The organism is Bradyrhizobium manausense (assembly GCF_018131105.1).
GTDB classification, from domain to species: domain Bacteria; phylum Pseudomonadota; class Alphaproteobacteria; order Rhizobiales; family Xanthobacteraceae; genus Bradyrhizobium; species Bradyrhizobium manausense_B.
The window spans coordinates 3722644-3737183 of record NZ_JAFCJI010000001.1 but is presented as its reverse complement, the minus strand read 5'-3'; the positions used below and the strand labels follow the sequence as shown (position 1 = coordinate 3737183).

Sequence of the window (14540 nt, the reverse complement as noted above, 5' to 3'; positions counted from 1 at the left end):
GGGCCGTGCATGATCATCGAGCGCGAGCAGGACGTCACGGCCGCCGCACTTGCGGTGATGGAGCGGACGTCCGATCCGCGGATGCGGCAGATCATGATCTCTCTGGTCAAGCATCTGCACGGCTTCGTCCGTGACGTGCGCCTGACCGAGAAGGAATTCCGCGACGCTACCGCAATCATTGCCGAACTCGGCAAGCTGACCACCGACACGCACAACGAAGTCGTGCTGATGGCGGGCTCGCTCGGCGTCTCGCCGCTTGTGTGCCTGCTCAACAATGGCGACCAGGGCAATACCGAAACCGATCAATCGCTGCTCGGGCCGTTCTGGCGGCTGAACTCGCCGCGGGTGGAGAATGGCGGATCGATCGTCCGCTCGCAGACCCCGGGCGCGCCGCTCTTCGTCAACGGCCGCGTCGTCGACAGAGACGGCCGTCCCGTTGCCGGTGCGGAGGTCGATGTCTGGCACGCCTCGCCGGTGGGCCTCTACGAGAACCAGGACCCGGAGCAGGCCGACATGAACCTGCGCGGCAAGTTCACGACGGATGCCGACGGGCGCTTCGCTTTCCGCTCGGTGATGATGATCGGCTATCCCATTCCGACCGATGGTGTCGTCGGCCGACTGCTGAAAGCACAAAGCCGCCACCCCTATCGTCCCGCGCATCTGCACGCGCTGATCTTCAAGCCCGGCTTCAAGGTGCTGATCTCGCAGGTCTACGATCCCAACGACCCCCATATCGACAGCGACGTGCAGTTCGGCGTGACACAAGCCCTGATCGGCAAGTTCGTGCGCCACGAGACGCCGCATCCGGCCGCGAATGACGTCTCGGTGCCCTGGTATTCGCTCGACCACATCTACCGCCTCGAAGCCGGCGAGGCCGTGCTGCCGCGTGCGCCGATCAAATAGGACTGCTTGCCCAAATACCGGGTGCGGGAAGCGCGCTAAACCCGCTTCCCTAGATTAGTTATATTCTATAATGATTGGCGCAAATGTTGTCCGGCTGCACCAGGATGGCCGGGGAGGAGTTCGGCAATGACCTTCATCTATCCCACAGGCAGCAACAAGGCGCACCCGCTGCCGCTGTCGCCCGAATACAAGAGCTCGATCAAGCGCGCCCCGAACAAGCCCTTGATCCCGATGCGTCACACGCTGTCGGAACTGACCGGCCCGGTCTATGGCCATGAGACCGTGCGTGAGGGCGACAGCGACCTCACCACCCAGCACAACGGCGAGCCGCTCGGCGAGCGCATCATCGTGCACGGCCATGTCCGCGACGAGGATGGCCGCGGCGTGCCGGACTCCCTCGTCGAGATATGGCAGGCCAATGCCTGCGGCCGCTACATCCACGTCCGCGACCAGCATCCGGCGCCGCTCGATCCCAATTTCACCGGCGCGGGCCGCACCCAGAGCGACGCCTCCGGCTATTATCGCTTCGTCACCATCAAGCCCGGCGCCTATCCCTGGGGCAATCACCACAATGCGTGGCGCCCTGCCCACATCCATCTCTCTGTGTTCGGTCATTCCTTCGTCACCCGCCTGGTGACGCAGATGTATTTCCCGGGCGACCCGCTGTTCCCGTTCGATCCGATTTTCAACTCGGTCCCGGACGAGAAGGCGCGGATGCGCATGGTCTCGTCGTTCGATCTCGAGAATACCAAGCCCGAATGGGCGCTGTGCTACCGCTTCGACATCGTGCTGCGCGGCCAGAACGCCACCCCCATGGAGACCAAGTAACGTGCAGGATTCTGTGAAGCCCGATGGGATCACGCCGTCGCAGACCGTCGGTCCGTTCTTCAAATACGGCATGACGCCATCAGGCGAATACGCCTGGAACGACGCGTTCACCAACTCGACCCTGACGCCGGATGTTTCCGGCGACCGCGTCCGCATCGAAGGCCGGGTGTTCGACGGCGACGGTGCCCTCGTGCCTGACGCCATGCTGGAGATCTGGCAGGCCGACGCGCAGGGTCGCTACGCCGATCCGCAGGACAAGCGTTCATTGCCGAACGCCAGCTTCCGCGGCTTCGCCCGCTGCGGCACCGACAAGGACGGAAATTATTCCTTCGACACCGTCAAGCCGGGCGTCGTGCCTGACCCCGACGGCAAGCCGCAGGCACCGCACATCGTTCTCGCGGTCTTCGCGCGCGGCATGCTGCGGCATCTCTATACCCGCATCTATTTCAGCGACGAGGCCGGCAACGCCGCCGATCCCGTGCTGGCGCTGGTGCCCGCCGACCGCCGCGCCACGCTGACCGCGGTGCGCGAAGCCGGCAAGGCCGTCTACAAGCTCGACCTGCGCCTGCAGGGCGACAACGAGACGGTGTTCTTCGACGTGTGACCCGGTGTCGTCCCGGCGAAAGCCGGGACCCATACGCCGCAGCAGTCATTGTTTGGCGAGATGGTCATGGCCTATCTTCGCCAGACCATTGCTGCGGAGTATGGGTCCCGGATCTGCGCTTCGCTTGTCCGGGACGACGAGCGGGAGGGTGTAGCGCTTGCCCGGGTGATCATGCAGTATGGCTGCGGCACCGGGGGGCGCGATTCATGACAACCTCACAACTGCCGGCGGTCGCTGAGCCCGGTTACCTCACGGCTGCGCTGCGCAAGGCCGGCGCGCTGGACGCCGGTGCGGTGCGCGAGGTGAAGGTGCTGCACGAGCGCGATACCGTCGTGTCGCACATCGTCAGGCTCGGCCTGCGCTATGTCGGCGAATCCTCTGGCGCGCCGCAATCGCTGATCTTCAAGACGCCGCATGCCGACTTTGCCAAGACGCTCGCCAATGGCGGCCGGCACGAGGTGACCTTCTACGCGAAGCTGGCACCGAACATGCCGCGGGGGTTGGTGCCGCGCTGTTTCGACGGACGTTTCGACGAGGAGGCGCCCAATTGGCATCTCCTGCTCGAGGACCTCACCGACAGTCATGAGATCGCGACTCATTGGCCGTTGCCGCCGTCCCGCGAGCAGACATTCGCGATCGTCACCACGCTCGCGCGTTGGCATGCGGCCTGGTGGGACCACCCCGATCTCGGCGACACCATCGGCACCTGGGCAAGCCCTGAAGACAGCGCGCAGCACATGGAGACTTTTGCCGGCCATTACGACCGGTTCGCCGATCTGCTCGGCGACCGCCTCAGCGAGGAACGACGCATTCTCTTTCGTCGGCTCATCGACCAATCGGCACGCCTGTCCGAGCGATACCATTCGCGCCGTCATCTCAGCGTCACCCATGGTGATGCTCATACCTGGAATTTCCTGCTGCCCCGCGCCGGCACTGCCGATACCGTGCGCATCTTCGATTTCGACCTGTGGGACGTCAATGTCCCGACCAACGACCTCGCCTATATGATGGCGATGCAATGGTATCCCGAGCGGAGGCAGGCGCTTGAACGCTCCCTGCTCAATCTCTACCACGACACGTTGCTCGCCGGCGGCATCACCGGATACACGCGCGGCGCGCTCGATCGCGACTATCGATGGTCGGTGCTCTGGCACATCACCAAGCCGGTCTGGCAATGGGCCATCAACATCCCGCCGGTGATCTGGTGGAATAATCTTGAACGGGTGATGATGGCGGTCGAGGATCTGGGCTGCGAGGAGTTGTTGTAGTTCAGTGTCGCCCTGGATCTGCGATTCGCTTGTCCAGGACGACGACGGAATTTGTGCCGGGACGACAGCAACTACTCCATCACCGCATGTTCCGGCCCCGCTGCCTGCTTGCGCAGCGACGCCTTGGTCGAGCCGATCATCAGCGCCAGCGGAATGGTGCAGAGGATGAAGAACATGATGACCTGGTAGTCGTGTGCGAATGCGATGATTTGCGCCTGTATGCTGACCAAACGGTCGGCCATGGCGCGGCCGGCATCGGTGGAAAGGTTCAGCAGGCCGCTGACGTCTGGCATCTGGAGCGCATGGTTGAACGGGTTGATGTGCTCGGAGAGGATCGCATAGGTCCTGCGGGTGCCCTGGGTCAGCTGGGCGATCACGATGGAGATGCCGACCGAGCTCGCGACGTTGCGGAGCAGCGTCAGCATCGAGGTGCCGTCGGTGCGCAGATGGTTCGGCAGCGTCAGGAACGCCACCGTCGAGAGCGGCACGAAGACGAGGCCGAAGCCGAAGCCCTGGATCACGCTGACGACGACGATCTCCGGCACCTGGGTCTGGTCGGTCCACCCGGTCATCTGGAACAGCGAGGCCGCCGTGAGCGACAGACCGCAGATGATCAGCGTGCGCGCTTCGATGTAGCGCATGATGCGGCCGACCATCATCATGGCGAAGAAGGTGCCGAAGCCGCGGCTGGCGAGCAGGCCGCCGGCGGTCATGATCGGATAGCCGATGACATTTTGCAGGTATGGCGAGGCCAGCGCCATGGTCGAGTACAGCACGAGACCCATCACCGTCATGAAGATGCAGCCGGTGAGAAAATTGCGATCCCGGAACAGCGCGAACTGGATGAAGGGGCGCGAGGTCGTGAAGGAGTGTACGAAGAAGTAATAGAAGGCGATCCCGGAGATGATGAACTCAGTCACGATCTCGGCCGATTCGAACCAGTCGAGCTGCTCGCCGCGGTCGAGCGCAAGCTGAAGTGCGCCGATCGCGATCGCCAGCGCGCCGAAGCCGAACCAGTCGAACTTCAGGCTGAGATTCTTGTCGGTCTCGTCCATGAAGACGGCGAGCCCGAGCACGGTGATGATGCCGAACGGCAGATTGACGAAGAACACCCAGTGCCAGGAATAGGTCTCTGTCAGCCAGGCGCCGAGTGACGGTCCCATGATCGGGCCCATCATCACGCCCATGCCCCAGATCGACATGGCGGTGGCGCGTTCCTGGAGCGTGTAATAGTCGAGCATGACCGACTGCGACAGCGGCACCAGGGCGGCGCCGAACACGCCCTGCAGCAGGCGGAACAGCACCATCTGGTTGATGTCCTGCGCAAGTCCGCACAGCACGGATGCAAAGGTGAAACCGCCTGCGCAGATAATGAAGATGCGCTTGCGGCCGTAGCGGTTGGAGATCCAGCCCACCGGCGCCGTCATGATCGCGGCGGCGACGATGTAGGAGGTCAGCACCCAGTTGATCTGGTCCTGCGACGCCGACAGCGTGCCCTGCATGTAGGGCAGCGCAACGTTGGCGATCGTGGTGTCCAGCGCCTGCATGATGGTCGCCGTCATGGCGCAGATCGTCACCATGTTCCGGCGCAGGCCGGGAACCATCAGGCTGGCATTGGGGCCGGACATGAGCCTAGTCCTTGTCCTGATTTGCAGTCGCCGACAGGCCGAGCAGGCCGGCGAGCGAGCGCTTGTGGCCGGTGTCGATGGTGGCATAGACGCTCATGCCGGCCTTCAGCTTCTTCACGTATGTGTCGCTCTCGTCGAAATAGATCCGGACAGGCACGCGCTGCACCACCTTGACGAAGTTGCCGGTGGCATTCTGCGGCGGCAGGATCGCGAATTGCGCGCCGGTGCCGGGCGAAAGCGAGCCGATCTTGCCCTTGAAGACGTGGTCCGGGAACGCATCGACCTCGAGCGTGACGGGCTGACCTTCGGTGACGTGAGTGAGGTCGCTCTCCTTCGGATTGGCGTCGACCCAGGGATGGGCGACGTCGATGATGGAAAACACCGGCATGCCGGCGGTGACGAAACGGCCGAGCTGGATCTGCTCGACCTGGGTCGCGACGCCGCCCATCGGGGCGCGCAGCACGGTGTGGTCGAGATTGCGCTCCGCGGTGTCGAGCTTGGCCTTGGCCTGCGCATATGGCGGAAACTCTTCCAGCGGCAGGTCGGGATTGCCGAGCAACTGCGTCTTGGCGTTGGAAAGCTGCTGCTTGACGAATTGCGCCTGCGCGCCGGCGGTGACAAAGGCCGTCGAGGCGTTATCGAGGTCGAGCTGCGAGCCGTATTTATTGTTCACCAGCGCCTGCTTGCGTTCGACGTCGCGCTGCTTCAGGTCCATGCCCTGTTGGGCAAGGTCCGCCATCTGGCCGTAGATCTTGATGTTGGCGCGAAGGTTGTCATAGGTCGTCTTGGCCTGCATGAGCTGGGCCTTGGCGTCGTCGACCGCGAGCTGGAACGGCACGGGATCGATCTCGAACAGCTCGTCGCCCTGCTTGACGAGTTGCCCCTCCTTGACGACGACCTTCTGGATCTTGCCGGAGATGTCGGGCGTCACCAGCACCTTCTGTGCGCCGACATAGGCGTCGTCAGTGCCGACATAGCGGCCGCCATTGAGATAGAGCGTCAGGCCGACGGCGATCGCGACGATCGGCAGCACCACCATCAGCAGGAAGCGGCGGTAGCGGCGCAGGCCGGCAATGAAGCGACGGCGCGGATTGGTGCCGACCTTCTTGGTCGGCTTGCCGTTGTCGATCTTCTGCTCGGGCTGGAATTTGAGGACTTGTTCAGCCATAGCGCTGCTCCTTACGTGCTTGTTCCGCGCCGGCGGTCTGGATCGCGTTGCGCACGTTTTCTTTGATGGTTTCGAGTTGGGTGAGGAGACGGTGGGCGTCCGCCGGGCTGATGCCGTCGAGCGCGTTCGCCGTGAGTTCGGATTTCAGGCCGCTCATCTTGCCGAGCAGCGCGCGGCCGGCCTTCTTGAGATAGAGGCGCTTGACGCGGCGGTCGGTGGCGTCGCTGCGGCGCTCGATCCAGTCGCTGTCGCAGAGCTTGTCAATCAGCCGCGTCAGGGTGATCGGCTGCATCTCCAGCAACTCGGCGAGTTCCGACTGCTTCATGCCCTCGCTGCGCTCGACCTTGGACAGCACGGCCCATTGCGCCCGGGTGATGCCGAAGCGGGAGGCTTCCTTGTCGGCATAGACGCGCAACAGGCGGTAGAGTTCGCCGAGCGTGAACAGGAAGTTATGGTCGACAGACCCGCGGGTCATGAGCTTGGTCTCCAATAAGCTTGTTTATAATAAGCAAGCTTATGATTATTTCATGGCGGGTTAATGCGATGCTGTCCCGCAGCAAAAGCATGGCTGACCGACGCAATGGCGGTCGTGCTTTGGGTTCCCCGGCCGAAATGCTAGAAGGCGGGCCAAATGACCCTTGCAAAGCCGGCATTTCCGACGCCCGACCATGATCACGGCCGCTGCACCGCGGACGCGCTGGCGCATGCGGAAGCGGTTTGCGAGGCTCGTGCGCAGAAATTCACGCCGATCCGCCGCCAGGTGCTGGGAGCCTTGCTCTCCAGCCATCGACCGCTCGGCGCCTATGAGGTGATCGACGAACTCGCCAAATCGATGCCGCGGCCGGCGCCGATCACGGTCTACCGCGCTCTCGATTTCCTGATGGCGAACGGCCTCGTGCACCGCATCGAAAGCCGCAACGCCTATCTCGCCTGCGCCGCCCATGACCACGACGCGACCTCTGCGGTGGCGTTTCTGATCTGCGAGCGCTGTGGTCTCGTCGGCGAGATCCCGTCAGGGTCCTTTGCCAGGGAGCTCAGCGCCGCGGCGCGCGCGTCCGGTTTCGCGCCGAAATTGTCCGTGGTCGAGATCACGGGCGTCTGCACCCATTGTCAGAAAACGTCCTAAAGCAACAACGGCGCAAAGCCGGACCTCAGGAAGACATGTCCTCACCTCAAGCCATTCAGTCCGCTGCGCGTCCCCTCAGCGCCGGCGCCATCGCCCTGATGCTCATGCTGTGCCTGACCTGGGGTTTCAACCAGATCGCGGTGAAGCTGGTGCTGCCGGATGTGCCGCCGATGCTGCAGGCGATGATCCGTTCGATGGGCGCGCTGCCGGTGCTGTTCCTGATCGGCACGTTTCGCGGCGTCAAATTCTTCGAGAATGACGACACGTGGAAGCCCGGCCTGATCGCCGGGCTGATGTTCGGCATCGAGTTCGTGCTGATCTTCCAGGGCCTGCGCCTGACCTCGGCCTCCCGCGCGGTCGTGTTCCTTTACACCGCGCCTTTCTTCGTTGCGCTCGGCTCCTACCAGATGCTCGGCGAGCGGCTCGGCGGCACGCAATGGCTGGGACTGGCTGTGAGCTTTGCCGGCGTCGCGCTCGCGATCGGCGTCCCGCAGGCCAATGTGGATTCGCACGTCCTGCTCGGCGATTTGCTGATCGTGCTCGGCGCATCGCTCTGGGCCGCGACCACGCTGGTCGCCAAGGGGACGCGGCTGCGCTTCGCTGCGCCCGAGAAGGCGCTCGGCTACCAGGTCGCGATCTCGATCCCGATCCTGGGTGCGGCCGCCTGGCTGTCCGGGGAATCCATCACCCACACGCCGTCGCCGCTCTCGATCGGCCTCCTGGCGTTCCAGGCGATCTGGGTGGTCGGAACCACGTTCACGCTTTGGTTCGCGCTGGTGAAGGCCTATTCGGCCAGCAAATTGTCGGCTTTTACCTTCATCACCCCTTTGTTTGGCGTGGTGGGTAGCTATTTCATCATGCACGACACGCTAAGTCTGGCCTTCGGGGCGGCAGCCGTCCTTGTAATTGCTGGGCTTTTTCTCGTTAACCGTCCGAGCCAAGTCGCTGCGGCGCCTAGCGATGCATTGCTGAACGTCACCAAAACCTGATATTTGGACCCCATGAACAAGCTCGAAAACACCATCGATTCCGACATCGCAGGCCCCGCGCCCCGGCACCAGACCACCCAGGTCAAGGTCGGCAACGTTGCCGTCGGCGGCGGCGCGCCGATCGTCGTGCAGTCGATGACCAACACCGACACCGCCGACATCGACGGCACCATTGCCCAGGTCGCAGCGCTCGCGCGCGCCGGCTCCGAAATGGTCCGCATCACCGTGGATCGCGAGGAAGCCGCGGCCGCCGTCCCGCACATCCGCGACGGCCTTGCCAAGCGCGGCATCACCACGCCCTTGATCGGCGACTTCCACTATATCGGCCACAAGCTGCTCGCGGCCTATCCGGCCTGCGCCGAGGCGCTCGCCAAGTACCGCATCAATCCCGGCAATGTCGGCTTCAAGGACAAGCGCGACACCCAGTTCGGCGACATCATCGAGATCGCCAACAAGAACAGCAAGCCCGTGCGCATCGGCGCCAATTGGGGCTCGCTCGACCAGGAACTGCTGACCAGGCTGATGGACGAGAACGCCGCGTCCGCCAATCCGCGCGACGTCCGCGTGGTGACGCGCGAGGCCATGGTGCAGTCGGCGCTGCTTTCGGCCGCGCGCGCCGAAGAGCTCGGCATGCCCAGGGATCGCATCATCCTCTCCGCAAAGGTGTCGGCGGTGCAGGATCTGATCGCGGTCTATCAGGATCTCGCCAGCCGTTCCGACTACGCCATCCATCTCGGCCTCACCGAGGCCGGCATGGGCACCAAGGGCATCGTTGCTTCGTCCGCCGCACTCGGCATCCTGCTGCAGCAGGGTATCGGCGACACGATCCGTATCTCGCTGACGCCGGAGCCCGGCGGCGACCGCACCCGTGAGGTGCAGGTCGGCCAGGAGCTGCTGCAGACCATGGGCTTCCGCACCTTCGTGCCGCTGGTTGCGGCGTGCCCCGGCTGCGGCCGCACCACCTCGACCACGTTCCAGGAGCTGGCAAGCTCGATCCAGGGTTTCATCCGCGACGAGATGCCGAACTGGAAGACGAAATATCCCGGCGTCGAAGAGCTCAACGTCGCGGTGATGGGCTGCATCGTCAACGGCCCCGGCGAATCCAAGCACGCCAATATCGGCATCTCCTTGCCGGGCACCGGCGAAGCGCCGGCCGCGCCCGTCTTCGTCGACGGCAAGAAGTTCCGCACGCTGCGCGGGCCGACAATCTCCGCCGACTTCAAGGCGCTGGTGATCGACTACATCGACCAGCGCTATGGCCAGGGCGCCAAGGCGCCGGTGACCGCGGCGGAGTAAGCTCTCTCAAACATTGAAATCGCAGGGCGGGTCAGCGAAGAGCGACCCGCCCTGTTTTTTTGCGCGACCGCTCCCCCGATTGCGCTTCGCTCCATCCGGGCTACGATGCTCCCAATCAAGACGACCGGGAGAACCGCCATGAGCTCGCTATCCGGCAAGCAGGGTCCGCGCTACCGCCACACGGCGGAAGACGGCGCGCCTTACGAGACCATCGCGGTCGAGAAGCTCACCCCGATCATCGGCGCGGAAATCTCCGGCATCGACATCGGCAAGCTCGTCGAGGGCGATGCCCGCTCTATCAGGCAGATGGACGAGATCCACCGCGCGCTCGCCGAAAATCTCGTCATCTTCTTCCGCGACCAGACCATCACGCCGAAACAGCATCTCGCCTTCGGCCGCAAGTTCGGCGAGCTGCATTTTCATCCCGCCGCGCCGCACGAGGACGAAGATCCGGCGCTGATGAAGATCTACGCTGACAGGAATTCGCCGCGCGCCAACGGCGAGGGCTGGCACTCCGACGTCTCCTGCGACCTCGAGCCGCCGCTGGGCTCGATCCTCTACATCAAGCAGTGCCCGCCGCGCGGCGGCGACACCCTGTTCGCCAACATGTACGCGGCCTATGACGCGCTGTCGGACCGCATGAAGGCCTATCTCGACGGTCTGACAGCGCTGCATGACGGCGAGCCGATCTACCGCGGGCTCTACGCCAATTACGGCGTCGCGGATCGCCCGGCCTATCCGAGCGCCGAACATCCGGTGGTGCGCACGCATCCGGTGACGGGCAAGAAGGCGATCTACGTCAATCGCGGCTTCACCCGGCACATCAACGGTGTCCCGCGCGACGAGAGCGATGCGATGCTGGCCTATCTCTACCAGCATGCCGAGAATCCGCTGTTCCAGTGCCGCTTCCGCTGGACTGAGAACGCCATCGCGTTCTGGGACAACCGCTGCACCCAGCACCGGGCGATGTGGGACTACTGGCCGCACACGCGCTCGGGGACGCGCGTGACGGTGAAGGGGGAACGGCCGGTGTGAAAATATCGTGGCGCATCACCGCCGCCATTGCTGTTGCGCTGATCCCGCTTTTGGTCGTGCCAGGTGACCATGGCGGGGCGGTCGCTGCGCGGAAGTCCGCGAGAGCGAAGCACAAATCCACGCCAAAGCCGTCACCCGTCCCTGAGAGATGCGATCCCCGCAAGTTCAGGATCATCCTCGATGTCGGGCATACCTCGGAATCGCAGGGCGCGACCAGCGCGCGCAACGACGTGGAGTTCGGCTTCAACCTGCATCTGGCGCGGCTGATCGGCGAGCACTTGAAGTCCGCGGGCTTTGCCGCAACCCGTGTGCTGGTGACCGATGGCAAGGCGCGGGCGAGCCTGCTCAAGCGCGTCGGGACTGCCAACGCCGCGCATGCCGATTTCTTCCTGTCGATCCACCACGATTCCGTGCCCGACAAGATGCTCGAAGCATGGGAGTTCGAGGGCGCCAGGAGCTATTTCAGCGACCGCTTCAGCGGTCATTCGCTGTTCGTATCCGAGCGCAATCCGCGCTTCGCCGCCAGCCTCGCCTTCGCCAAGTTGTTGGGCCGGGAGCTGAAGGACAAAGGCCTGCAATACGCCACGCAATACTCCCTGCCGGTGATGGGCCGCTACCGGCACCCGTTGCTCGACAAGGATGTCGGCGTCTATCGCTACGACGGGCTCGTCGTGCTCTCGCAGACCCGAAGTGCGGCGGTCCTGCTCGAAGCCGGCTCCATCATCAATCGCGACGAAGAGATGGCGATGAACTCGCCGGATCGGCAGGAACTGATTGCGACGGCCGTGGTGACGGCGATGCGGGCGTATTGCGAAAAGCGTTAGATTGCTGCGCTGTTTCAACAACCGTCATTGCGAAGAGCGAAGCGACGAAGCAATCCAGACTGCCCCCGCAGAGCCAATCTGGATTGCTTCGCTTCGCCCGCAATGACGAAGGCCTACAGCGGCGCGCCCTGATACTCCCGGTTCGCCAGGCTCGCTTCCTCCAGGTCAAGATCGCGCTCGATCCTTCGCCGCGTCTCGTCGGTGATCTGGCCGTCGCGCAAGAGGTCATGGATGAATTTGCGCTCGGCCTCGATCAGCTCGCGGGTCAGCGCGGTGCCGGCTGCGGAGACGTCGTGACGGGCGGGGTCGAGTGAGTCAGGAAGCTGGTTGACGCGGATCTCGTGGCGGGCGCGCAACAGCCGCATCACTTCGTCCGACACTTCTTTCTCTTCGGTCAGCGCGTCCAGCGATTTCAGCGCGGCGTCGAGCGCCTGGCGCCGTGCCGCAATCTCGGCCTCATGCTCGGCGACATGCTCGTTGCGGCCGGCTTGCGCGATGCCGAGCCAGCGCACGACCGGCGGCAGCGTCAGGCCGACGCCGATCACCGTGACGAGGATGACGCCGAAGGCGACGAACAGGATCAGGTCGCGATACGGAAAGGCATCGCCATCAGGCAGCGTGAACGGCAGCGCCAGCGCAGCCGCCAGCGACACTGCGCCACGCACGCCGGTGAAAGCGAGCGCGAACGGCCATTGCCAGGGCGGCGAGGGATCGCGTTTGCGCAGCGACTTGCTCAGCATCCGCGGCAGATAGGTCGCGGGATAGAGCCAGGTGAAGCGCGCCAGAACGATGATGACCAGCACCAAGGCGGTCGCGATCATGATGTCGTCGAGCGGGAACGCTTTTGATTTTTCATAGAGCGCGCGCATCTGGAAGCCGGTCAACAGGAACAGCAAGCCCTCGATCAGATAGATGATGAGGTCCCAGAAGAAGATGCCTTGCAGGCGCGTCGACGCCGATATCAGCAGCGGTCCGTTCCAGCTGACATACAGGCCACAGGCGACGGTTGCGATCACGCCGGAGCCGCCGACATGCTCGGGCAGCCAGTAGGAGACGTAGGGCGTGATCAGCGACAGCGTCAGCTCGACCTGCGGATCCCCGGACCATTTGCGAAAGCGCAGCGAGAGCCAGCCGACGCCGATGCCGAAGGCGATCTCGCCGGCGACGATGAGGGTAAATTCGCCTGTTGCCAGCGGCAGCGAGAAATGCCCGACCACGATCGCGGCGAGCGCGAAGCGGTAGAGGATCAGCGCGGTGGCGTCGTTGGCAAGCCCTTCGCCCTCGAGGATGACCAGCAGCCGGCGCGGCATGTTCAGCCGGCGCGCGATCGCGAGCGGCGCCACCACGTCGGGCGGCGCGACGATGGCGCCCAGCAGGAAGCCGATGCTCCAGGGCAAGCCGATCACGTAGTGCGTGGCCGCCGCGACCATCGCCGCGGTGAAGATCACCGCGCCGACCGCGAGCAGCACGATCGGCCGCAGATTATTCCTGAACTCGCGCCAGCTCATCGCCACGCTCGCCGAGTAGATCAGCGGCGGCAGCACCATCAGCAACACCAATTCCGGCGGCAGTTCCACCGGCGGCATGCCCGGCACGAACGCAAGGCCGACACCGGAGAGCATCAGCAGAATCGCAGGCGCGAGGTTGAAGCGGCGTGCAACCAGCGCGGTGCCTGCCAGCACGGCGAGCAGGATGAGGAAGGTCTGAAATTTCGCTGCGATCATGGCCTGTCTTGGCCCGGAAGCGGCCAAGAGGTCAATCTTCTCAGGCTGGAGCGTTTTCCAGCGAAGTGGACGCCGGTTCGCGTGAAGAAAACGCGTTGAAGCCGGAATCCAGAGCCCGTTCCGATTCAATCGGAACGGGGCTCTAGCCCAGTCGCTCCCCGACCATGCGTCCGATCCGCGCGAACACCGCTTCGAGCTGGGCTGAATTCGGCGTGCCACCTTGCGTATAGGCCGCGATCAGGATCGGCGAATCGGGCTTGGGCCAGGCGACCGCGATATCGCCCGATGCGTCCTTGCCGTTGTTGCCGGTCTTGTCGCCGATCTTCCAGGCTGCCGGCAGGCCGCCGCGCAGCCGGTTCGCGCCGGTCTTGCAGCCCACCATCCATTCGGTGAGCTGGGCCCTTGAGGCCGGCGACAGCGCCTCGCCCGCCACCAGCTGCTTCAGGTTGTTGGCCATCGCCGCCGGCGTCGTGGTGTCCCGGGGGTCGCCGGGCGGCGAGCGGTTGAGCTCGGGCTCGTTGTGGTCGAGCCGCGAAACGGTGTCGCCGATCGACCGCCAGAACGCGGTGAGCGCGGCGGGTCCGCCGACCCGCGCGAGCAGAAGGTTGGCGCAGGTGTTGTCACTGAGCTCGACGGCCGCCTTGCACATATCCGCGATCGACATCGCACCGGCCGTGAGATTTTGCTTCGCGACCGGCGCGTACTCGAGCAGGTCGGCCTTCCCAAAAGAGATCATCGCGGCCAGCCTGTCCTCGCCGCGATCGACCCGCGCCAGCACGCAGGCCGCGAGCGATGCCTTGAACGTCGAGCACATCACGAAGCGCTCGTCGGCCCGCCAGCTCAGTTTTGCGCCGGTCGCGAGATTCTCCGCATAGACCCCGATCCGCCCGCCGCTGTCGCGCTCATAGGATTCGAGTTCAGGCGGTGCCTCCGCGGCGAATGCCGGTGAAGCGGCCATCCAGCACAGCGAGGCGAGCAGGGAGCGACGGTCGAGCAGCATGGGGACTCTTGGGAGAAAGGAGGTGGGGGATGCATTGAGGGCGTTATCCGCGCCGTCATTGCGAGCGCAGCGAAGCAATCCAGTCTGTCCACGCGGCAGGATTCTGGATCGCTTCGCTGCGCTCGCGATGACGGAGAGTGACGAACG

The 14540-nt window shown here is 64.3% G+C and carries 14 protein-coding genes; 9 read left to right on the top strand and 5 right to left on the bottom strand.

What is annotated here, in order from left to right; all coding sequences use genetic code 11:
• Nucleotides 1-9: 9 nt before the first annotated feature.
• The 4 genes from JQ631_RS17850 to JQ631_RS17835 all read left to right on the top strand — a co-directional run bounded on the left by JQ631_RS17850 (nucleotide 10) and on the right by JQ631_RS17835 (nucleotide 3603).
• Nucleotides 10-903 carry a dioxygenase family protein gene (locus JQ631_RS17850; protein WP_212327987.1) on the top strand — a complete coding sequence of 298 codons (894 nt, stop codon included), beginning with the start codon at nucleotides 10-12 and terminating at the stop codon, nucleotides 901-903.
• 126 nt (nucleotides 904-1029) lie between these two features.
• Nucleotides 1030-1731 (top strand): protocatechuate 3,4-dioxygenase subunit beta, encoded by a 702-nt coding sequence (pcaH, locus tag JQ631_RS17845; RefSeq protein WP_212327986.1) that lies wholly within the window; start codon nucleotides 1030-1032, stop codon nucleotides 1729-1731.
• Nucleotide 1732: 1 nt separating this feature from the next.
• The gene (pcaG, locus tag JQ631_RS17840) at nucleotides 1733-2335 is read left to right on the top strand and encodes a protocatechuate 3,4-dioxygenase subunit alpha (protein ID WP_349644987.1); all 603 of its coding nucleotides are present in this window, start codon (nucleotides 1733-1735) and stop codon (nucleotides 2333-2335) included.
• Between the two features lie 206 nt (nucleotides 2336-2541).
• Complete coding sequence (locus JQ631_RS17835; protein ID WP_212327985.1) at nucleotides 2542-3603, top strand: phosphotransferase; 1062 nt, start codon at nucleotides 2542-2544, stop codon at nucleotides 3601-3603.
• A 71-nt stretch (nucleotides 3604-3674) separates the two neighbouring features.
• Here JQ631_RS17835 and JQ631_RS17830 read toward each other — a convergent pair whose 3' ends face one another.
• From JQ631_RS17830 to JQ631_RS17820, 3 genes are read right to left on the bottom strand one after another with little or no spacing between them, the layout of a single operon-like run.
• Nucleotides 3675-5231: an MDR family MFS transporter gene (locus JQ631_RS17830; RefSeq protein ID WP_212327984.1), complete on the bottom strand. Its 1557-nt coding sequence runs from the start codon at nucleotides 5229-5231 to the stop codon at nucleotides 3675-3677.
• Nucleotides 5232-5235: 4 nt separating this feature from the next.
• A complete protein-coding gene (locus JQ631_RS17825; RefSeq protein ID WP_212327983.1) occupies nucleotides 5236-6399 on the bottom strand; it encodes an HlyD family secretion protein in 1164 nt (387 codons plus the stop codon).
• Complete coding sequence (locus JQ631_RS17820) at nucleotides 6392-6874, bottom strand: MarR family winged helix-turn-helix transcriptional regulator (RefSeq protein ID WP_212327982.1); 483 nt, start codon at nucleotides 6872-6874, stop codon at nucleotides 6392-6394. Before JQ631_RS17820 ends, JQ631_RS17825 begins: the two co-directional genes overlap by 8 nt.
• A 156-nt stretch (nucleotides 6875-7030) precedes the next feature.
• Between JQ631_RS17820 and JQ631_RS17815 the strand changes: the two genes are divergently transcribed.
• The 5 genes from JQ631_RS17815 to JQ631_RS17795 all read left to right on the top strand — a co-directional run bounded on the left by JQ631_RS17815 (nucleotide 7031) and on the right by JQ631_RS17795 (nucleotide 11669).
• Entirely contained in the window at nucleotides 7031-7525 is a 495-nt protein-coding gene (locus tag JQ631_RS17815; RefSeq protein ID WP_212327981.1) for a Fur family transcriptional regulator, read from the top strand.
• Between the two features lie 35 nt (nucleotides 7526-7560).
• Nucleotides 7561-8514, top strand: coding sequence for a DMT family transporter (locus JQ631_RS17810; protein ID WP_212327980.1), 954 nt, complete (start codon nucleotides 7561-7563; stop codon nucleotides 8512-8514).
• Nucleotides 8515-8526: 12 nt separating this feature from the next.
• Complete coding sequence (gene ispG / locus JQ631_RS17805; protein ID WP_212327979.1) at nucleotides 8527-9810, top strand: flavodoxin-dependent (E)-4-hydroxy-3-methylbut-2-enyl-diphosphate synthase; 1284 nt, start codon at nucleotides 8527-8529, stop codon at nucleotides 9808-9810.
• Between the two features lie 138 nt (nucleotides 9811-9948).
• Nucleotides 9949-10845 (top strand): TauD/TfdA dioxygenase family protein, encoded by an 897-nt coding sequence (locus JQ631_RS17800; RefSeq protein WP_212327978.1) that lies wholly within the window; start codon nucleotides 9949-9951, stop codon nucleotides 10843-10845.
• Nucleotides 10842-11669, top strand: a complete 828-nt coding sequence (locus JQ631_RS17795; protein ID WP_212327977.1) for an N-acetylmuramoyl-L-alanine amidase — start codon at nucleotides 10842-10844, stop codon at nucleotides 11667-11669. The genes JQ631_RS17800 and JQ631_RS17795 overlap by 4 nt, the downstream gene beginning before the upstream one ends.
• A gap of 113 nt (nucleotides 11670-11782) precedes the next feature.
• Here JQ631_RS17795 and JQ631_RS17790 read toward each other — a convergent pair whose 3' ends face one another.
• Nucleotides 11783-13393: a Na+/H+ antiporter gene (locus tag JQ631_RS17790; RefSeq protein WP_249160321.1), complete on the bottom strand. Its 1611-nt coding sequence runs from the start codon at nucleotides 13391-13393 to the stop codon at nucleotides 11783-11785.
• A 142-nt stretch (nucleotides 13394-13535) separates the two neighbouring features.
• On the bottom strand, nucleotides 13536-14393 hold the full coding sequence (gene bla, locus JQ631_RS17785; protein WP_212327976.1) for a class A beta-lactamase: 858 nt from the start codon (nucleotides 14391-14393) through the stop codon (nucleotides 13536-13538).
• Nucleotides 14394-14540 lie beyond the last annotated feature (147 nt).